General features: G+C 71.5%; 22 protein-coding genes and 2 tRNA genes. 5 read left to right on the top strand and 19 right to left on the bottom strand.

Going from position 1 to position 18946, the window contains the following annotated elements; all coding sequences use genetic code 11:
* Positions 1–401 precede the first annotated feature (401 nt).
* The 7 genes from IGS67_RS06265 to IGS67_RS06235 form a co-directional block, all read right to left on the bottom strand.
* Complete coding sequence (locus IGS67_RS06265) at positions 402–1313, bottom strand: ATP-grasp domain-containing protein (RefSeq protein WP_192278862.1); 912 nt, start codon at positions 1311–1313, stop codon at positions 402–404.
* 35 nt (positions 1314–1348) lie between these two features.
* The gene (gene trmB / locus IGS67_RS06260; RefSeq protein ID WP_192278860.1) at positions 1349–2203 is read right to left on the bottom strand and encodes a tRNA (guanosine(46)-N7)-methyltransferase TrmB; all 855 of its coding nucleotides are present in this window, start codon (positions 2201–2203) and stop codon (positions 1349–1351) included.
* 86 nt (positions 2204–2289) lie between these two features.
* Complete coding sequence (pntB, locus tag IGS67_RS06255; RefSeq protein WP_192278858.1) at positions 2290–3681, bottom strand: Re/Si-specific NAD(P)(+) transhydrogenase subunit beta; 1392 nt, start codon at positions 3679–3681, stop codon at positions 2290–2292.
* Between the two features lie 3 nt (positions 3682–3684).
* Positions 3685–5232 carry a Re/Si-specific NAD(P)(+) transhydrogenase subunit alpha gene (locus IGS67_RS06250; protein WP_192278856.1) on the bottom strand — a complete coding sequence of 516 codons (1548 nt, stop codon included), beginning with the start codon at positions 5230–5232 and terminating at the stop codon, positions 3685–3687.
* Positions 5233–5582: 350 nt separating this feature from the next.
* Positions 5583–5658: transfer RNA gene (locus tag IGS67_RS06245), tRNA-Lys, on the bottom strand.
* A 105-nt stretch (positions 5659–5763) separates the two neighbouring features.
* A complete protein-coding gene (locus IGS67_RS06240; RefSeq protein ID WP_192278854.1) occupies positions 5764–6054 on the bottom strand; it encodes a hypothetical protein in 291 nt (96 codons plus the stop codon).
* A gap of 252 nt (positions 6055–6306) precedes the next feature.
* Complete coding sequence (locus IGS67_RS06235) at positions 6307–6639, bottom strand: GroES family chaperonin (RefSeq protein ID WP_407925808.1); 333 nt, start codon at positions 6637–6639, stop codon at positions 6307–6309.
* An 87-nt stretch (positions 6640–6726) separates the two neighbouring features.
* Between IGS67_RS06235 and bcp the strand changes: the two genes are divergently transcribed.
* A complete protein-coding gene (gene bcp / locus IGS67_RS06230; protein WP_192278852.1) occupies positions 6727–7197 on the top strand; it encodes a thioredoxin-dependent thiol peroxidase in 471 nt (156 codons plus the stop codon).
* Between the two features lie 31 nt (positions 7198–7228).
* Positions 7229–7310, top strand: a tRNA-Leu gene (locus IGS67_RS06225).
* A 64-nt stretch (positions 7311–7374) separates the two neighbouring features.
* On the opposite strand, the gene trxA is transcribed toward IGS67_RS06225, so the two are convergent.
* On the bottom strand, positions 7375–7749 hold the full coding sequence (trxA, locus tag IGS67_RS06220; RefSeq protein WP_192278850.1) for a thioredoxin: 375 nt from the start codon (positions 7747–7749) through the stop codon (positions 7375–7377).
* 120 nt (positions 7750–7869) lie between these two features.
* Here trxA and IGS67_RS06215 point away from each other — a divergent pair, with 120 nt between their 5' ends.
* Entirely contained in the window at positions 7870–8424 is a 555-nt protein-coding gene (locus tag IGS67_RS06215; protein WP_192278848.1) for an NUDIX hydrolase family protein, read from the top strand.
* 3 nt (positions 8425–8427) lie between these two features.
* Here IGS67_RS06215 and IGS67_RS06210 read toward each other — a convergent pair whose 3' ends face one another.
* The gene (locus tag IGS67_RS06210) at positions 8428–10089 is read right to left on the bottom strand and encodes an ABC-F family ATP-binding cassette domain-containing protein (protein ID WP_192278846.1); all 1662 of its coding nucleotides are present in this window, start codon (positions 10087–10089) and stop codon (positions 8428–8430) included.
* Between the two features lie 66 nt (positions 10090–10155).
* Between IGS67_RS06210 and IGS67_RS06205 the strand changes: the two genes are divergently transcribed.
* Positions 10156–10554 (top strand): DUF3054 domain-containing protein, encoded by a 399-nt coding sequence (locus IGS67_RS06205; RefSeq protein ID WP_192278844.1) that lies wholly within the window; start codon positions 10156–10158, stop codon positions 10552–10554.
* Positions 10555–10703: 149 nt separating this feature from the next.
* Here the strand turns inward: IGS67_RS06205 and rdgB are convergent, their stop codons facing one another.
* The 8 genes from rdgB to IGS67_RS06165 all read right to left on the bottom strand — a co-directional run bounded on the left by rdgB (position 10704) and on the right by IGS67_RS06165 (position 16722).
* Positions 10704–11333, bottom strand: a complete 630-nt coding sequence (gene rdgB / locus IGS67_RS06200; RefSeq protein WP_192278842.1) for an RdgB/HAM1 family non-canonical purine NTP pyrophosphatase — start codon at positions 11331–11333, stop codon at positions 10704–10706.
* Positions 11334–11377: 44 nt separating this feature from the next.
* Positions 11378–12175 carry an MBL fold metallo-hydrolase gene (locus IGS67_RS06195; RefSeq protein WP_192278840.1) on the bottom strand — a complete coding sequence of 266 codons (798 nt, stop codon included), beginning with the start codon at positions 12173–12175 and terminating at the stop codon, positions 11378–11380.
* The gene (gene murI, locus IGS67_RS06190; protein WP_192278837.1) at positions 12172–13011 is read right to left on the bottom strand and encodes a glutamate racemase; all 840 of its coding nucleotides are present in this window, start codon (positions 13009–13011) and stop codon (positions 12172–12174) included. The genes IGS67_RS06195 and murI overlap by 4 nt, the downstream gene beginning before the upstream one ends.
* Positions 13012–13172: 161 nt before the next feature.
* Positions 13173–13325: a hypothetical protein gene (locus IGS67_RS06185; RefSeq protein WP_165375428.1), complete on the bottom strand. Its 153-nt coding sequence runs from the start codon at positions 13323–13325 to the stop codon at positions 13173–13175.
* Between the two features lie 113 nt (positions 13326–13438).
* A complete protein-coding gene (locus tag IGS67_RS06180) occupies positions 13439–14131 on the bottom strand; it encodes a DUF2017 family protein (protein WP_192278835.1) in 693 nt (230 codons plus the stop codon).
* Complete coding sequence (gene clpS, locus IGS67_RS13650) at positions 14128–14457, bottom strand: ATP-dependent Clp protease adapter ClpS (protein WP_407925807.1); 330 nt, start codon at positions 14455–14457, stop codon at positions 14128–14130. The genes IGS67_RS06180 and clpS overlap by 4 nt, the downstream gene beginning before the upstream one ends.
* A 40-nt stretch (positions 14458–14497) precedes the next feature.
* Positions 14498–16252: a DEAD/DEAH box helicase gene (locus IGS67_RS06170; protein ID WP_192278936.1), complete on the bottom strand. Its 1755-nt coding sequence runs from the start codon at positions 16250–16252 to the stop codon at positions 14498–14500.
* A 125-nt stretch (positions 16253–16377) separates the two neighbouring features.
* Complete coding sequence (locus tag IGS67_RS06165) at positions 16378–16722, bottom strand: DUF3039 domain-containing protein (protein WP_165375430.1); 345 nt, start codon at positions 16720–16722, stop codon at positions 16378–16380.
* 159 nt (positions 16723–16881) lie between these two features.
* Here IGS67_RS06165 and IGS67_RS06160 point away from each other — a divergent pair, with 159 nt between their 5' ends.
* Complete coding sequence (locus tag IGS67_RS06160; RefSeq protein WP_192278833.1) at positions 16882–17280, top strand: RNA-binding S4 domain-containing protein; 399 nt, start codon at positions 16882–16884, stop codon at positions 17278–17280.
* A gap of 258 nt (positions 17281–17538) precedes the next feature.
* Here the strand turns inward: IGS67_RS06160 and IGS67_RS06155 are convergent, their stop codons facing one another.
* Together IGS67_RS06155 and IGS67_RS06150 are read right to left on the bottom strand one after the other, a co-directional pair.
* The gene (locus tag IGS67_RS06155) at positions 17539–18183 is read right to left on the bottom strand and encodes a CYTH domain-containing protein (protein WP_192278831.1); all 645 of its coding nucleotides are present in this window, start codon (positions 18181–18183) and stop codon (positions 17539–17541) included.
* Positions 18184–18364: 181 nt separating this feature from the next.
* Positions 18365–18871 (bottom strand): MarR family winged helix-turn-helix transcriptional regulator, encoded by a 507-nt coding sequence (locus tag IGS67_RS06150; RefSeq protein ID WP_210767074.1) that lies wholly within the window; start codon positions 18869–18871, stop codon positions 18365–18367.
* Between the last annotated feature and the right edge of the window lie 75 nt (positions 18872–18946).

Raw genomic sequence — 18946 nt, 5'->3', positions numbered from 1 at the left:
GGCTACACCGCTACGCTGCGACCTGCTGCGTAATCACACCCCGTGTCCAAGATCCGGGGGTAGGGCCCACGAGGTTCGCTCGCCGATAGCGGATCGATACATGTCAAGTGCACGGAACGGCTATCGAGCGTCGAGGACGCACCGAGGCAGTCCCCGCGATAGCAGATCGGTACACGTCATACGTACCGATCGGCTATCGAGTCGCCGCGGCGGGCGGTTGACGGCTGCTCAGCGCCGCCGCACGACGAGGCACGGTCGCCGATAGCGGATCGGCTCACGTCAAGTGCACGGATCGGCTATCGGACCACTGCTGGCTGTGGGACTGGCAGGCGGGGTGCCTGGCCGGCCGACGGTGCCTGTCTGGCAGGTGGGTGCCTGACCGGCAGGGTGGGAGGCGTCGCTCAGGCGAGGCGGGCGAGGATCGCCTGCGCGAGTTCCTCGGCCGCCTCCGGGCGGAATGCGAGGAACAGCGTCGGCTCGACGACCTCGAGCTCGAGCACGAGCGGCGAGCCGTCGTCACCGTCGACGAGGTCGACACGCGCATACAGCAGGTCCTCGCCCGGGTGGTCGGCCTGCAGACGCTCGCGCGCGAACGCGACCGCGCGGTCTGCGAGCTCGCGCTCGGCGTCGGAGACCTCACGCAGCGACATCGACTCCTGCTTGTAGAGGCCCGCTGCGCCACGGAACTGCCCCTGGAGCATCGCGCCCTTGCGCACCGCGTGCGAGAACTCGCCGCCGATGTAGACGAGCGCTGCCTCACCCACCGTGTCGACGCTCGTGAGGTACCGCTGGATCATCACCTCACGACCGTCGGCAAGCAGCTGCACGGCCCGCTTGATCGCGGTGCCGCGGCTCGTCGCCTCACCCGCCTGATAGCGACCCGTGTCTCGCGCGCCGCGCGAGATCGTCGGCTTGATGACGAAGTCGCCGTGCGCAGGCATACGCGTGTGCACCGCACGGGACGAGAGTTTCTGCTCGGGCGTCAACCAGATCGTCGGGATCGTCGGCATGCCCGCCGCGTCGAGCTCGCGCAGGTACGCCTTGTCCGTGTTCCACGCGAGGATCTCCGCGCGATTGAGGAGGTTCGGCACGCCCTGCGCCCACGTGACGAACTCGTCGCGCCGCTGCGACCAGTCCCACACGGAACGCACGACGACGAGGTCGAACGCGGACCAGTCGACCTCCGGGTCGTCCCACACCGCCGCGACCGCCTCGACGCCGAGCTTCTCAAGAGCCCGCTGAAGGTGCTGGTCGTCCTCGGCCAGATCAGGGTGGAAGTTGCAGGTTGCCAGAGCGATGCGCGTCGTCGTCACGCCCCCGAGTTTACCGGCCCCGCGGACCGCGACGTTCAGACCCGGACGTACGCGAGGTCCGTGATCGTCCGGCCCGCGCGCAGCCCCTTCGCCTCGAACGTCGTGAGGACACGTCCGTCGAAGCGCTCGACGACGCCGTCCGAGCCCGCGACGAGCGGCACGAGATCCGCCCGCCCGCGCAGCACCTCACGCACGTGGTCGGCGTACGGCTCCCAGTCGGTCGCGAGGCGCCACACGCCGCCCGGACGCAGCACGCGCGCGACCTCGTCGCAGAACGACGGCTGCACGAGCCGACGCTTGTGGTGACGCGTCTTGTGCCAGGGGTCCGGGAAGAACACCCACACCTCGTCGACGGACGCTGGCGCGAGCGCCGTCGCAAAGAGCTCGGGCGCGTTGACCTGCGCGAGCCGCAGGTTCGTCACACCGTCGCGATCCCCTGCGAGCACGGCCTGGGCGAGGCCGGGCAGGTACACCTCGAGCGCGAGGACGTCCCGCGAGGGGTCGGCCGCCGCGGCTGCGACGGCGTTCTCCCCCATGCCGGAGCCGACCTCGACGACGAGCGGCGCCGTGCGGCCGAAGACCTCGGCGACGTCGAGACGCCACGCCGGGTCGACCGACGTGCGGGCAACGTCCCGCGGGACGTCGAGGAGCATCTGCGGACCCGACCGCTCGAGCGCCCGCGCCTGACCGTCCGTGAGACGGCCCGAGCGCCGCACGAACGACACCGGGTGGGCGCGAAACGTCCCGTGCTGGGTGACGACCCGCTCGGCCTCGTGGGCGGCGGGCGTCGTCGCGTCGGGTCCACGCCCGTCGGGTCCAGGCCCGTCGGGCAGGAGGGCGTCGGAAACGTCGGGCAGGAGGGCGTCGGGAACGTCGGGCGTCGTGCTCATGGTGACCTCAGCCTAGGCGAGCCCCGACGCGCGGAGCGCGCCGCCCCGGTAGGGGCGACGCGCTCGTTCGCGACGGTAAGCGGCGCTCAGAGCGCCTTGACGATGTCCTCGACGCGCTCCTTGGCGTCACCGAAGAGCATCTGCGTGTTGTCCTTGAAGAACAGCGGGTTCTGGACGCCGGCGTAACCGACGGCCATCGACCGCTTGAAGACGACGACCTTCTCCGCGTTCCACACCTGGAGGACCGGCATGCCCGCGATGGGTGAGCCGGGGTCGTCCTCCGCGGCCGGGTTGACGGTGTCGTTCGCACCGATGACGAGGACGACGTCCGTGCGCGGCAGCTTCTCGTTGACCTCCTCGAGCTCCTCGACGATGTCGTACGGCACCTTGGCCTCGGCGAGCAGCACGTTCATGTGGCCCGGCAGACGCCCCGCGACGGGGTGCACGCCGAAGCGCACGTCGACGCCCTGCGCGCGCAGCTTCGAGGTGAGCTCCGCGACCGGGTACTGCGCCTTCGCGACGGCCATGCCGTAGCCCGGCGTGATGAGAACGCTCTTCGCACCCTTGAGCAGCGCTGCGACGTCGTCCGCGCTCGTCTCGTGGTGCTCGCCCTCGACGACGGCACCCTGCGGGGACCCACCCTCGGTCGCGCCGAAGCCGCCGAGGATTACCGAGATGAACGAGCGGTTCATCGCCTTGCACATGATGTACGAGAGGATCGCACCCGACGAGCCGACGAGCGCGCCCGTGATGATGAGCAGGTCGTTGCCGAGCATGAAGCCCGCAGCAGCCGCGGCCCAGCCCGAGTACGAGTTGAGCATCGAGACGACGACGGGCATGTCGCCGCCGCCGATCGCTACGACGAGGTGCCAGCCCACCGCGAGCGCGATGACCGTCATGATCGCGAGCGGCCAGATCGACGGCGCCGCGAGGAACCAGCCCATGAGGCCGAGCGACACGAGGATCGCCCCGAGGTTGAGAAGGTTACGGCCCGGGAGCGTGAGCGGCGAGGACTTCATGCGCGCCGAGAGCTTGCCGAACGCGACGAGCGAGCCCGTGAGCGTGATCGCACCGATGAACACGCCGAGGAACACCTCGACGAGGTGCACGGCGCCACCGTGGGAGTCCGTGAGGAACGAGTTGAAGCCGACGAGCACGGCCGCGAGGCCGACGAACGAGTGCAGCAGCGCGATCATCTCAGGCATCTGCGTCATCTCGACCTTGCGGGCCTGCCACGTGCCGGCGAGCGCACCGACGCCGAGCGCGAGCGCGATGAGCGCAGCCGTGACGGCCGCGTTTCGCTCCGACTCGATGAGCGCGAGCGTCACGGTCGCGACGAGCGCGAGCGCCATGCCGACCTTGCCCGCGAGGTTGCCGCCGCGCGCCGTCTCCTGCTTGGAGAGGCCCGCGAGCGAGAGGACGAAGAGGATACCGGCGACGAGGTAGACGCCGTAGACGAGCTGGGTGAGTGTCTCCACGGCTCAGGCCTCCTTCTGGAACATGGCGAGCATGCGGCTCGCGACGGAGAACCCGCCGAAGATGTTGATCGACGCGAACGTCGCGGCGACGACCGCGAGGATCGTCACGACGAGGTCGTCCGAGCCGATCTGCAGCAGCGAGCCGACGAGGATGATGCCGCTGATCGCGTTGGTCTGCGCCATGAGCGGGGTGTGCAGCGAGTGCGTGACACCCGTGACGACGTAGAAGCCGACGACGACGGCGAGCGCGAACACCGTGAGGTGCGAGGCGAACGTCGCCGTCGAGAACGCGACGGCCGCGACGACGAGCGCCGCGGTGATCGCGCCACCGATGAGCGTTCCCGTGCCCTTCTTCTTCGCAGGCTTCGCCGGGGCCTGCGCGACCGGCGCGGCCTCGACGGGTGCCGCAGGTGCCGGAGCCGGCGTCGCCGACACCTGGACGGGCGGCGGAGGCCAGAGGATCTCCCCCGCCCGCGTCACCGTGATGCCTCGCTGCACGACGTCCTCGAGGTCGAGGACGAGCTCGCCGTCCTTCGCGGGGGTGAGCAGCTTCATGAGGTTGACGATGTTCGTTCCGTAGAGCTGCGACGTGTGCTTGGGCATGCGGCCCGGCAGGTCCGTGTAGCCGATGATCGTCACACCGTTGTCGGTGACGATCTTCTCCCCCGGCACCGTGAGTTCGCAGTTGCCGCCGCCCGACGCTGCGAGGTCGACGACGACCGAGCCCGGCTTCATCGCCGCGACCATCTCGGCCGTGATGGTGATGGGTGCCTTGCCGCGGATGAGTGCGGTCGTCACGACGACGTCGGCCGCCGCGGACTCGGCCGCGTACACGGCCGCGGTCGCGGCCTCCTGGTCCGCCGTGAGCTCCTTCGCATAGCCGTCGGCGCTCTCCTGCGCCTCGGCCTCGACGCGCACGAACGTCGCGCCCATCGACTCGATCTGCTCCGCGACGTCCGCGCGCACGTCGTACGCACGCACCTCCGCGCCAAGCGAACCGGCAGCCCCGAGCGCCGCGAGGCCAGCGACGCCCGCGCCGATGACGAAGACGCGTGCCGGCGGCGTCGAGCCGGCCGCCGTCACCTGACCGCCGAACATGCCCGCGTAGGACTCGGCGGCCTCGATGATCCCGCGGTAGCCCGAGACGTTCGACATCGTCGAGAGGACGTCGAGCGCCTGAGCACGCGAGATGCGCGGCACCGACATGAGGTTGAGGGCCGTGACGCCGCGGGCGCGCAGCGCCTCGACAAGTTCCGGCGTGTCGTCCGGCGCGAGGCGCGCGACGAGCGTCGCACCCTCGGACAGCCGCTCGACGTCACCGTCGCCGGGGCCGTCGACCGTGATGACGACGTCGGCGCCCCAGGCGCCCGCAGCGTCGACGACGATCGCGCCCGCGGCCGTGTAGAGAGCGTCGGGGATGCTCGCGCCGGACCCGGCGCCCTCCTCGACGACGACCTCGTAACCCAGGTCTACGAGCTTGCCGACGGTCTGCGGCGTGGCCGCGACCAGTCGTTGGTCGGGTGCGGACTCCTTGGGGACTCCGATACGCACGTGGTACTCCGCTCGGTGGGTCCGCGCCCGACGCGGCCCACGGGCCGGTGCCGGACCGCGGACGGTGGCGACGAACTGGACCACCCCGTCCGCGCCGGTCGGCCGCACGGGAAGGACCCTGGACGCAGCACCCGGTCAGAGCGTTGCGACACCCCATGGATATCAGCGGATCGGCCGTGCTTATCGGGACCTCGGACCCGTCCCCGCAGGATTCCGCGGCTGCGCGTCCGCACCCGGGACCGCCCCGTCCCAAGGGGTGGACGGCGGGGTCGCGGCACGGGCCTCCCACGTGCCACGTTCACCCCTGCGGGGAACGACAAAGGCCCGGAACCGAAGTTCCGGGCCTCGCATGGTGCGCCATCAGGGACTCGAACCCCGAACCCGCTGATTAAGAGTCAGCTGCTCTGCCAATTGAGCTAATGGCGCATGTTCCTGCGGTTTCCCGCGGCAACGAGATGAAACACTAGCACCCGATCTGCCCGTGGACGAAATCGAGAAGGACCTGCGGGGACGTGACGCCGAACACGCTTCTCAGCGGCCCTGCTCCTCGCGAGCGATGCGCTCGCTGTCGGGACCGAAAGGGCTGAGGAGGTCAGCGACGAGAGTGGCGGGCACGCGCGCCGCGAGGAGGTCCTCGAGCCGCGGCAGTCCCTCGAGGACCGCGCGCGCGCGTGCGTCGAGCTCATCGTCGGTCGGCTCGTCCGCCCCGGCGGGCGCGCCGGGTCCGGGCTCTGCTGCAGGGCCGTCGTCGACGACGGGTACGTCGACGAGGAACGACGCACGGCTCGGCGTCTCCGTCGTCGCCGGCCGACTGTGGAGCATGCGCACGCGTGGCGTTCGCCGTCCCTGTGCGGATGCTCGTCCGGTCGCCATCATCGCCTCCTCCGACTCGTCGTCGGGGCAGAACCTCGCGTGCCCCTGCGCCAGTCGAACATCGTCCGACGAACCTCACAACAGGAGGCGAGGTGAGGTTGCGGGTGAGTGACGTGCACGCTCCGAGGTGGTCACGGGTGGGAATCGCAAAGCCCGCAGGTCAGTGCGCCGGGACGTGCACCCCGACGAGGACGAGGCCCGTCAGAGGTACATGCCCGTCGGTCCCGAGTCGTCCGCGGACTGGGACACCGCGTGGACGTCACGCTCCCGCAGGAGCACGAAGAACTCCCCACCGAGCTCGACCTCAGGCTTGTCCTCAGGGTCGTAGAGCACGCGGTCGTCGACCGACACCTGACGCACGTGCTCGCCCGCCGCGACAACGTTGCCCCATGACAGCCTCCTCGGACCGACCGCGGTCACCGGGATGACGAGCCCGGCAGCGGTGCGCGACTCGGCCCCGTCCTTCTCGGGACGCACGAGGACCCGGTCGTGCAGCATGCGGATGGGCAGGGGCGCGGACGTGGTGGTGCTCACGCCCACACGGTACCCGTCATCACTGCCCCCACGGCACGTGCCGACTAGGCTCACGGGGACGCCCCGACCACCTCACCTGGGAGAACCGTGCCCATCCTCACCCCCGGCCAGACCGCACCCGACTTCACGCTGCCCGCAGCCGACGGCACGACCGTCACGCTCTCGGACCTGCGCGGGCACAAGGTCATCGTCTACTTCTACGCGGAGGCCGGGACCCTCGGCTGCACGCGTCAGGCGTGCGACTTCCGCGACTCCCTGGCGTCGTTCGAGGCGGCCGGCTACCGCGTGCTCGGCATCTCGCCGGACAGCGTCGAGAAGCTTGCGCGGTTCACCGAGAAGGAACAGCTCGGATTCACGCTTCTCGCCGACCCCGAGCACACCGTCATGGAGCCGTGGGGCGCCTGGGGCCTCAAGAAGCTCTACGGCCGCGAGGTCACCGGCACGATCCGCGGCACGGTGGTGCTCGACGAGTCGGGTGTCGTCACACACGCGCTCACGAACATCAAGGCGACCGGGCACGTCGGCCGCCTCCGCAAGACGCTCGGGCTCGACGCCTGAGCCGGGTGCGCCCGTAGGATGGGCGCGCCACGCGCGAGTGGCGGAACTGGCAGACGCGCAGGATTTAGGTTCCTGTGCCCTCGGGCGTGCGGGTTCGACCCCCGTCTCGCGCACGGACAACGAGAGCCCCGGACCTCACGGTCCGGGGCTCTCGTGCTGCGTCGTGGGGCGAGGGGCTCAGGCCTCCTTCGCGCCGTCCTGCTCGGCGATCTGCTTGCGCACGTCGTCCATGTCGAGCGCCTTGACGGCGTCGACGACCTGCTGGAGCTGGCTGCCCTGGAGCGCGCCGGGCTGGTTGAAGACGAGGACTCCCTCGCGGAACGCCATGAGCGTCGGGATCGACGTGATGCCCGCGGCCGCGGCGAGGCCCTGCTCGGCCTCCGTGTCGATCTTCGCGTGGACGATGTCCGGGTTCGCGTCCGAGGACTTCTCGAACGTCGGGCCGAACATACGGCACGGTGCGCACCACTCGGCCCAGAAGTCGAGCAGCACGATGTCGTTGCTCTTGATGGTCTCCTCGAAGGTGGCCTCGGTCAGTGCCACGGTCGCCATGGTGTTCCTCTCGTCAGGGTGCGGGTTCTCAGTCGTTCTGTAGGCGTCCAACGGAGAGCGGTCGTCCCGTATTCCCGGCGTGTCTCGCACGGGTCGCGTCAAGCAGGGTAGAACAGGACGGTGACCGAGACCTTCGAGTTCCCGCCCGACGACCCTCGACCTTCCGGATGGCTCGACGCCGACGCGATCGCGCGTGTCCGCGCGGCCGTGCCCGTCCTCTACGTCGACGCTGTGCCCGTGCGGGTCGACGACTCGGGCGACGTCGTCGCCGTCGGGCTGCTGCTGCGCGTGACGCCGGAGGGCGTCATGACGCGCGCGCTCGTCTCGGGACGTGTCATGTACCACGAGCGGGTGCGGGACGCGCTCGTCCGGCACATCGAGAAGGATCTGGGGCCGGTCGCGCTGCCGATCATCCCCGCGGCGCCGCAGCCCTTCACGGTCGCCGAGTACTTCCCGACGCCGGGCGTCACGCCGTACTTCGACGCGCGCCAGCACGCGGTGTCGCTCGCGTACGTCGTGCCGGTGACGGGCGACTGCTCGCCGCAGCACGACGCGATCGACCTCGCATGGGTCACGCCCGAGGAGGCCGTGAGCGAGGCGGTGCAGGTCGAGATGCACGGTGGCTCGGGCTTCCTCCTGCGTCAGGCGATGGCGCACGTGGGCCGCGCCGTCTGACCGCTACAGCGCGAGCGTCGGCCAGTCCGCGAGGTCCTCGCGCATGCGACGGTCGTGCGTCGCGACGACGACGGCCGCTGGGGTCGTCCGCAGCGCCTGCGTGAGCTCGTCGACGAGATCGATCGAGAGATGGTTCGTCGGCTCGTCGAGGAGCAGCACGTGCGGCGCTGCGACGAGCGCGCATGCCAGGTCGAAGCGCCGCCGCTGACCGAGCGAGAGCTCGCGCAGCGGCCGGTCGAGGTCCGCTTCGCTCAGCAGGCCGAGAAACGCGACGGGCACGACGAGCTCAGGGTCGAGCGCGCCCGCCGCCAGCAGCCGCAGCGCGACACGTCCGGCGACGTCGAAACCCGTCGCACCGTGCGCGGCGTCGTCGAGGATGTCGTCGAGATCGACGCCCGTCTGCACGCCGAGACCTTCCTGCCCGACGACGCCGATCCGGACGCCCTCGTGGACGTCCCGCGCCCCGCGGTCGAGCGGGAGCGTTCCCGCGAGCGCGCGCAGGAGCGTCGACTTGCCCGTGCCGTTCGCACCCGTGACGAGGAGCCTGCCCGACGCGGGCAGGGCGACGCGCGTGCCGGGGAGGTCGAGCCGCCCCGCGACGCGTGGCGACCGCAGCGACACGAGCTCGGCGCCCGCGGCCGCGTGCCACGTCGGATCGAGCGCAGGAAGCGCAGGGAAGGCGAGCTCGACGGGCGGGACCGGCACCTCGACCGCCTCGGCCTCGAGCTTCTCCACGAGCCTGTCGGCCGCCTTGACGTGGATGCGCGCCCTCGTGCCCCGGCGGTGCTTCTGCGAACCCTTGGGCGGACGCCACTCGTCCGAGAGGCCCTCGTATGACGTGTCGAGACGCTGCAGCAGCTCGAGCCGCTTCTTCTGCTCGGCCCGGTGCCGTTGCCGCCAGCGGTGCAGCGCCTGGTTCTTCGCGAAGCGGAACGAGAGGTACCCGGGCTGGCCGTAGAACACGGGCCGCCCCTCCATCGACGGGTCGAGATCGAGGATCCCGGTCGCGACGTCGTCGAGCAGACGGCGGTCGTGGGTGACGAGGACGACGACGCCCTGCCAGGCGAGCACCTCGCGCGTGAGGTGCTCGAGCGCTGCGTCGTCGAGGTGGTTCGTCGGCTCGTCGAGCAGGAGGACGTCCGCGCGGGAGGCGAGGCGACAGCCGAGCCGTACCCGGTGCCGCTCCCCCACCGACATGTGCGCCAGCTCGCGTCCGAGGTCGGTGCACGCTCCGAGCCTGTCGAGCTGCTCGAGGACGCGGCGCTCGGCGTCCCACGCGGCGAGCCGCTCGGAACGCTCGAGCAGCGTCGCAAGCTCGGCGAGCGACCCCGACGCGTGGTCGAAGGACTCGGTCGCGGCCGCGATCTCGGCTGCGAGCGTCGTGACCTCCGCGAGAGCGTCCGCAACCTCGTCGCCGACCGTGCGTCCCGGGACGACGGGCATGTCCTGCCCGACGAGGTCGACGACCCCGTGACGTCGAACCTGCCCGGCCGACGGCACGAGCTCGCCGGCGAGCAGGCGCAGCAGCGTCGACTTGCCCGAGCCGTTCTCCCCGACGATCGCGACCCGCGACCCGGCCGCGGCGCGCAGCGTCACGCGGTCGAGCACGGGGCGGCCGGGGTAGCCGAACGCGACCGCCTCGGCGACGACGTGGACCGTGGGCATGCCTCGCGTGCTCCTTCGATGCTGGTAGGGGCGGGTCCCCAGCCTACGTGCCGCTACCGTGGAACCATGACCGAGCCCGCTGCTGCCCCTCGCCCGTCGCCCGCCGTGACGGCGCTCGTCGCGTTCGACGTCGACCTCCTCGCGGTGCTCGTCTTCGCGTTCGTCGGGCGCCGGACGCACGAGCACGGGCTCGACGTCGCCGGCGTGCTCAGCACCGCGTGGCCCTTCGCCGTGGGACTCCTCGCAGGGTGGCTCGTCGCGCGCGCCTGGCGGCGCCCGCTCGCGCCCTGGTCGACCGGGCTTGTCGTCTGGGCGTTCGCGTGGGGTCTCGGCATGGCGCTGCGCGCCGGCACGGGCGGCGGGACGGCTCCCGCGTTCGTGCTCGTCGCGCTCGGGTTCCTCGGTCTCACCCTCGTCGGCTGGCGCGCCGTCGCGACGCTCGTCGGTCGCCGCCGCACCGCCTGACGGGACCCGCCGCGGCGCGGCCCACCCGGCTGAAGAAACCGCGCGCATGGCTACTCGGAGCAACCAATCGCGCGGAATCTCGCGCCGGAGGGGCGGCCGGGGCTGGGGACCGGAGGGTTGGGGCCGGAAGGCCCGGGGCCGGGGGCCGGTCAGTCCGCGAGGGCCGCTGCGACGTGCGGAACGAGCGCCCGGAACGCCTCGCCCCGGTGCGAGATCGCGTTCTTCTCCTCGGGGCTGAGCTCCGCGGTCGAGCGGTCCGAGCCCGTCGGCAGGAGGATGGGGTCGTACCCGAAGCCGCCCGTACCCCGCCGCGACGTGAGCAGGGTGCCCCGCAGGTAGCCGTGCTCGACGTGCTCACGGCCGTCCGGGGTGACGATCGCTGCCGCGCACACGAACTGCGCGCCGCGGTGCTCGGGCGCGATGTCGCTCAGCTGTGCGAGGAGCAGGTCGAGGTTCGCCGCGTCGTCACCGTGCCGGCCGGCCCAGCGCGCCGAGAAGATGCCCGGCGCCCCGCCGAGCACGTCGACAGCGAGACCGGAGTCGTCCGCCACCGCGACGAGCCCCGTCGCACGCGCGAGCGCCCGCGCCTTGAGCAGCGCGTTCGCCGCGAACGTCAGGCCGTCCTCGACCGGCTCGGGCGCGCCGAGGCCCGCAGCCGAGACGACCTCGTCAGCGCTGAGCCCGGGCACGCCAGAACCGTCCGCCGGGACGAGGATCGCGCGCAGCTCACCAAGCTTGTGCGCGTTGTGGGTCGCGAGGACGAGGCGGGCCGAGGTCATACGGTCTCCCAGGTGAGGGTCGGGGCAGGGCTGGCGTCGTCCGGTCAGACGACGTGCACCGCGCGCGGACGCGCGAGGTCGATCGGGCCCGCGTACGTCGTTGTCGCCTCCGCGACCGCGCGCACCGGATCCGTCCACGGCTGCAGGTGCGTGAGCACGACGCGCCGCGCGCCCGCGCGCGTCGCCACCCGTCCCGCACGCACGCCCGTGAGATGGATGCCGCGCGGCTCGTCACGCCCCTCGAGGAACGCCGCCTCGACGAGCAGTAGGTCTGCGTCCCGCGCCGCATCGACGATGCCGTCGCACTCGTCGGTGTCGCCCGAGTACACGACCGAGACCTCCCGCGACGGGTCCTCGTCCGACGGGCCTGTGACGCGCAGCCCGTACGCCTCGACGGGGTGCTCGACGCGGAACGCCTCGACGCGCATCGGACCGACCTGCCACGGGTCGCCGTCCCAGCCGGAGAACGACATGCAGTCGAAGTCCTCCTCGGGTGCCATGCCGAACGTCGCCGCGACCTTCGCACCCGCGCCCTCCGGCCCGCGCACCTCGAGCGGACGTTCGCACTGCCGTGCTGTCGTGCCGTCCGTCGGGTGGTAACGCAGGTACACGTACAGCCCGCAGAGGTCCGCGAAGTGATCGGGGTGCATGTGCGTCACCCCGACCGCGTCGATCGCCGTCGGGTCGACGAGCGCCTGCAGCGGGCCGAACGCGCCCGAGCCGCAGTCGAGCAGGAGGCGCCACGTGCGGCCGTCCGCGTCGTCGGCCTCGAGAAGATAGCTCGACGCCGCCGCCTCAGGGCCCGCCATCGAGCCCGTGCAGCCCACGATCGTCAGTCTCATCCCGCGACCTCCGCGGGCTCGGACCCCACGGCCGTCACCTCGTCGACGTGCCCGACCTCGGGGCCGAGGAAGCGCCGTGCGAGACGGTGGAAGGCCTCCGGGTCACCCGTCGTCCGGAACCTGTGCGTGGGGTCGTCCGCGTCCGCGGAGCGCTCGAGCCCGTGCGCGACGAGCGTCCGGTAGACGTCCTTCGCGGTCTCCTCCGCGCTCGAGACGAGCGTGACGTCCTCCCCCATGACGTAGCTGATCGCGCCCGTGAGCAACGGGTAGTGCGTGCAGCCCAGCACGAGCGTGTCGACCCCGGCGGCCTTGAGCGGCTCGAGGTAGCCGCGCGCGACCTCGATGACCTCGGGGCCCGAGGTGCGGCCGTCCTCGACGAGCGAGACGAAGTCGGGGCACGCGCGCGACGTCACCTCAACACCCGCCGCCACGCCCAGCGCGTCGTCGTACGCGCGCGAGTCGACCGTCGCGCGCGTCCCGATGACGCCGATGCGACCCGACCGGGTCGCAGCGAGCGCCCGACGCGCCGCCGGGTAGATGACCTCGACGACCGGCAGTCCGAGGCGCACCGTGTATCGCTCGCGCGCGTCACGCAGGACGGCGGCCGACGCGCTGTTGCACGCGATGACGAGCATCTTCACGCCGTCGTCGACGAGCCTGTCCATGACGCCGAGCGCGAGCGCACGAACCTGGGCGATCGGCCGCGGCCCATACGGGCTGTGCGCGGTGTCGCCGATGTAGCTCAGCGACTCGTTCGGCAGCTGGTCGATGATCGACCGGGCAACCGTGAGGCCGCCGACTCCCGAGTCGAAGATCCCGATGGGCGCGTCATTCACGCGACCCAGGCTAGCCGGGGTCACCGACAGCGGCCGCAGGGCACGTCACGGTGAGCGCAATGTCACATGCGTCCGACCCCGGACGCTCGAAGAGCGCGGCACCCGACGGGTGCCGCGCTCTTCGAGACGATGCACGGTCTCACGACGGTGCGTCACACCGTCTAGACCCTCTTACCTCGGCCCACCAGGCTGAGGACCAGGCTGACGATGAGGACGACGACGCCGATCCAGATGAGGAACTGTCCGATCTCTGTCGCGACACCCAGGATGACGAGCACAACACCGACGAGCAGGATGATGAGCCAGCTAGGCATGGAACTCTCCTCTCAGTTGGGCCCCCATGTGTGGGGCCGTCCTGAAAACCAGCGTGCACGATGATCGAGTACCTCGCACGTCGAGGAGCAGCCGAAACACCCAGCCGAAGGCGTCAGACCCCCGGAGCGCCGCCCCGCAGACGGGCAAGCATGAGGTCGAGGAGAGACTCCTGGAGGTACCCCGCGAGCAGGAAGACGGAGCCCAGCAGCTCGATGCGCGGATCAAGGTCTGCACGTCCCTGCCACGCCTGCTCGATCGCCGATGAGAGGCGGTCGGAGTCGTCGTCCGTGACGATGCCGAGCCGCTCCGCGAGGACGAGCCGAACGTCCGTGAGCGCACCCGCGAACGACTGGGCGTCCGCCGGCTCGAGAGCGACGTCACGTGAGCCGAGCTCGTCGTCGGCGTCCACGCCGTCGGTCGCGCCGTCGTCCTCGAGGTCGAGGAGCGGCTCGTCGTCGCCCACGAGCGCCGCGCACAGCGCGGTGAGCCGGCCGACCTTCGACAGCGCGAGGTCCGTCTGCGTGAGCCGCCGGAACTCCTCGCCGACAACCTGGTCGGTCGGCGCAGCGTTGGGCAGGAGCCTGCGCACCGCTGGGTCTGTCGGAGCTTCGACGACGGTGTCGTCGAGGCCCAGAAGAGCCGGCGGCAGCCCGTCGTCGGCCACCGCGGCCGCGATCTCCTCGAGCCCGTCCACCTCCTGCTCGAGCAGCTCGACGACCTGCTCCGCGACCTGCGCGATCGCAAAGCGCTCGTCGCGCGTGAGCCGCGCGACGAACCGCCCGTCGACCGCCTCAAAGGGCCTCACGCGTCCCCGGCCTTCTGCATCGTGGCCCAGAGCCCGAACTCGTGCATCGCCTGCACGTCACGTTCCATGTGCTCCCGGCCCCCGGTCGAGACGACCGTGCGCCCCTCGTGGTGGACACGCAGCATGAGCTGCTCCGCCTTGTGGCGCGGATAGCCGAAGTACGACTCGAAGACGTACGCGACGTACGTCATGAGGTTGACCGGGTCGTTCCACACGAGCGTCACCCAAACGTCGTCCGGACGCGCGAGCAGGTCCGTCGCGCCGGCCCCCTCGGCCTCGGCCCCGGGGTCCGTCGAAACGCGCACGGGCGGCAGGTCGAGGATCACGGCTCCAGCCTACGTCGGGGCACCGACATCAGGGCTGCTCCTACGCGCGGCCGACGAACCAGCCTCGCACCATCGCGACGCGCTTCTCGAGCTGCTCGACCGTCGCCTGCGGCACGTCAGGACCGCCGCAACGCCGGCGCAGCTCCGTGTGGATCGTGCCGTGCGGCTTTCCCGAGCGGCGGGCCCAGCCCGCGACGAGCTGGCTCAGCTCCTTGCGCAGCTCCGCGGCGCGCCGGTGGTCGAACTCCTCCGTGTCGATTTCCTGGCGTCCGCGCGCCACCTGGCCCGCCTGACGCTGCCGCAGGAGCGTCGTCACCTGCTCGGCGTCGAGCAGGCCCGGCAGGCCGAGGAAGTCGAGCTCCTCGTCCGAGCCGACGTCCGCACCGAGACCGAACTCGCCGCCGTCGAAGAGCACCTTGTCGAACGACGCCTGCGCCTCGAGCGCCTCGAACGACCCGAAGAGGTCGTCGGACGCCTTCTCCTCGCGGTTTGCCTCCGCGAGCAGGTCAGCCTCCGGGTCGTGACCTTCAGCCTCGTTGCGCGGCCGGTCGAGCGCGTGGTCGCGCTCCGTCTCCATCGCGTGCGCGAGCTCACGCAGCTGCGGCACGGACGGCAGGAACACCGACGCGGTCTCGCCGCGGCGCCGTGCACGCACGAAGCGACCGATCGCCTGCGCGAAGAACAGCGGGGTCGACGCGCTCGTCGCGTAGACGCCCACGGCGAGGCGCGGCACGTCGACACCCTCGGAGACCATGCGGACGGCGACGAGCCACCGCGAGTCGCTCGCCGCGAACTCCTCGATGCGCTTGCCTGCGCCGTCGTCGTCGGACAGGACCACCGTCGGCGAGTGACCCGTGATCCGGGCGATGTGCCCCGCGTACGCACGCGCGTCGGTCTGGTCGGTCGCGATGACCATCGCGCCGGCGTCGGGAACCGAGCGGCGCACCTCCGTGAGTCGCGTGTCCGCGGCCGCGATGACCGACTGGATCCACTCGCCGTTCGGGTCGAGGGCCGTGCGCCACGCCTGGGAGACCATGTCCTTCGTCATGGGCTCACCGAGGCGCGCCGCAACCTCGTCGCCCGCCTTCGTGCGCCAGCGCACCTGGCCCGAGTACGACATGAAGATCACGGGCCGCACGACGTGGTCGCGCAGCGCCTCGCCGTAGCCGTACGTGTAGTCGGCCGACGAGCGCCGGATGCCGTCGCGGTCACGCTCGTAGCGCACAAACGGGATGGGCGACGTGTCCGAGCGGAACGGCGTGCCCGTGAGCAGCAGGCGTCGCGTCGCGTCCTCGAACGCCTCGCGCAGTGCATCGCCCCAGCTGAGCGCGTCGCCGCCGTGGTGGACCTCGTCAAGGATGACGAGCGTGCGCGCCGACTCGGTGCGCGCCCGGTGGAGCGCCGGGTTCGCGGCGACCTGCGCGTACGTGAGCGCGACACCGTCGTACTGGGAGCCTGCACGGCCCTGGGCGTTGCGGAAGTTCGGGTCGATCTTCACGCCGACGCGCGCGGCCGCGTCAGCCCACTGGTGCTTGAGGTGCTCGGTCGGCGCGACGATCGTGAGGCGTCGCACCGTCCCGGCCTCGAGGAGCTCGGTCGCGAGCCGCAGCGCGAACGTCGTCTTGCCGGCACCCGGCGTCGCGACCGCGAGGAAGTCGCGCGGTTGCGACGCACGGTACTTCTCGAGGGCCTCCGCCTGCCACGCGCGGAGCTTCGTCGCCGTGCCCCACGGGGCACGCTGCGGGAACGCCGGAGCGAGCTGCTCCGCCGCGACCGTGGACACGTTCGCCGGCATGGACTGCACAGCCTGACGAGGTGCGGCGCCACCCACCTGCGTGCGGGCGCGAGCCCGCGCCGCGGCGCGCTCGACCCGTTCGGTGAGCGCGGAGGAGAAGGAGTCAGGCTGCTCTGCGGCCGGCGTCACCGGCCGCCGTCGCCCTGGCCGCCACTACCCTGGCCGCCGGAGTCGCCGTCCTGCGGGGCGCGCAGGCCGTCGTAGATCTCCTTGCACACGGGGCAGACGGGGAACTTCTGCGGGTCCCGTCCCGGGACCCAGACCTTGCCGCACAGCGCGATGACGGGACGGCCCGTCATGGCCGACTGCATGATCTTCTCCTTGCGCACGTAGTGCGCGAAGCGCTCGTGGTCGCCGGGCTCGGCCTCCTGGGCCTGCTCCGTGCGCTCGAGGACGCTCGTCGCGGAGCCGCCGGGTCCACGGGGATCCGTGGGATCGTCCGGGTGGGTCGGGAACATCGGCTCGCTCATGGGCCCGAGTCTACGACGCCCCACCGACACTCCCGAGCCCCGGTCCGCGAGACAGGGGTCGGTGCTCGGGACAAGGGTCGACCGATCCCCACCTCGGGCTGCCGCCCCTGTCTCGCGCGACATGCACCGCGGGCGGCGCAGCGTCGGTACGCTGCGGGGATGGTCGAGAGCGGAAAGGTGCGGGTCGACGTCTGGGCGTGGTCCGCGCGCCTCTACAAGACGCGCTCCGCCGCCGCGGCCGCGTGCCGCGCCGGGCACGTCCGCGTCGCCGGGGAACGCGCCAAGCCGTCGAGCCCCGTCCGCGTCGGCGACGAGATCAGGGCCCGGAACGACGGTGGCGAGCGCATCGTCGTCGTCCGCGAGCTCCTCACCAAGCGCGTCGGGGCTCCGCTCGCAGCCGAGGCCTACGAAGACCGCACCCCTCCACCGCCGCCGCGTCTCGCGGCCGCGGCGCCCGTCGCGCTCCGCGAGCGCGGCTCGGGCCGCCCGACGAAGCGCGAGCGCCGCGCGCTCGACGCGCTCCGCGGTCGCGACGAGGCGCACAACGACGACAGCTGAGCCCGCGACGCCGCTCCGGGCGCCGCCGTCCGACCACCCCGCGTGTTCCGATAGCCGATCCGGGCACGTGACGCGCACGGATCTTCTCTCGACAGGATGCCCGACACGCTCGATAGCTGATCCATGCACTTCACGCGTGCCGATCGACTATCGCGGGGAGGCCCCGACGCTCGATAGCCGATCCGTACGCGTGACTCGGCCCGATCGGCTATCGGAACACGTGGGTGGACCGCAGCAGCGCCACCCTCGACCTCGTGCTCACGCGAGCGGGCTTGCGAGCGTGTTCGTGCCGAAGCCGGACGCGAAGCGCGGTCCCTGCGCGGCGAGCTCGGCGGCGAAGACGTGCTGCCACGTGGGGAACGGTGCGTGAGCGAGCGTTTCGTTGGCGAAGCGGCGGTCGCCGGTCACCTCGGTGACGCAGAACGCAGGGATGGTGAGGTCGGTGACGGGGGCGCCGCGCTCGCACTCGGCGATGACGAGGCCGCGGTTGCATCCTGCGAAGACGTCGACGACCCAGCCGTCGGTGCCGAGCCATGCGGAGTAGCGGTTCTTGACGATGCGCGCGCCGCCGCGGCGCATCATCTCGACGCCGACGTGGACGTCGATCTCGCGTTCGGCCTCGTAGCGGGTGCCGCCGGCCTCGGGGCCCTTGACGGTGAGGGCGCAGAAGTCGAAGCGGTCGGCGTAGGCGTCGAGGACTCGGGCGGCGTCGAGGTCGGCGTTCGGGTCGAGGACGATGCCGTCGGCCTGGACGCGCAGGCGCATCGCGTAGCCGTCGACCGCGAGGAAGTAGGACTGGACGATGAGCGTCGGTGTGGGGTCGTCGCGGAGGTCGTCGGGGAGGCCGCGCACGTAGAAGCGTCGTTCGAACTCGAAGTCGCCGTAGCCGGTCTCGCTCGTCATCGCTGGTCCTGGGGTCGGGGCCGGGGTGCGACGGCGTGGTTGCCGTCGGCCCGAACCTAGCATCGGCACGCGCGGATCGGCGGGATGTGGCCCCGGCGACCTGACGGTGTGACGCGGGCACACCGCTCGACGGTGGGCCTGAGTCGATCAGTCGCTGCCGTGAAAGGTCTCGGAACGGGGGTCAGCCCTCGTACGGGAGGGAGCGGCGGCCCTCGGGGTCGATGCGTTCGAGGATCGCGTCGGAGATGCGGTGGAGGTGCGCGACGTCGTCGGCGTCAAGTCCCGCGAAGACGGAGTCGCGCACTTGGGCGGCGTGGCCGGGGGCTGCGGCGACGACCGTCTGCCAGCCGTCATCGGTGAGCGTCGCGTTCATGGCGCGACGGTCCTCGGGGCACTCGGTGCGCGCGACGAGGCCGCGCTTCTCGAGGCGGGTGACGACGTGCGAGAGGCGCGGCAGGGTCGAGTTCGTGCGCGCCGCGAGGCCGGTCATGCGGAGGGTGCGGCCGGGGGCCTCGGAGAGGATCGCGAGCGTGTAGTACTCGAAGTGGCTGAGCTGGGAGTCGCGCTGAAGCTGGGTGTCGAGGACGCCGGGGAGGAGCTGGACGACGCCGATGAAGCGCACCCAGGCGCGCAGCTCGTCGTCGGTGAGCCACATGGGCTGGTCGGAGGCGGGATCGACGGTCGTCATGGGGACCATCGTAGCGCATAGGTTGACGCTTCAACCATTGCGATGTAGGTTTTTAGTTGTTGCTTCAATCAATCT

The organism is Flavimobilis rhizosphaerae (assembly GCF_014852685.1).
Taxonomy (GTDB): Bacteria; Actinomycetota; Actinomycetes; order Actinomycetales; family Cellulomonadaceae; genus Flavimobilis; species Flavimobilis rhizosphaerae.
Note: the sequence above shows the minus strand (reverse complement) of the source record. Positions and strands in the feature narration are given on the sequence as shown.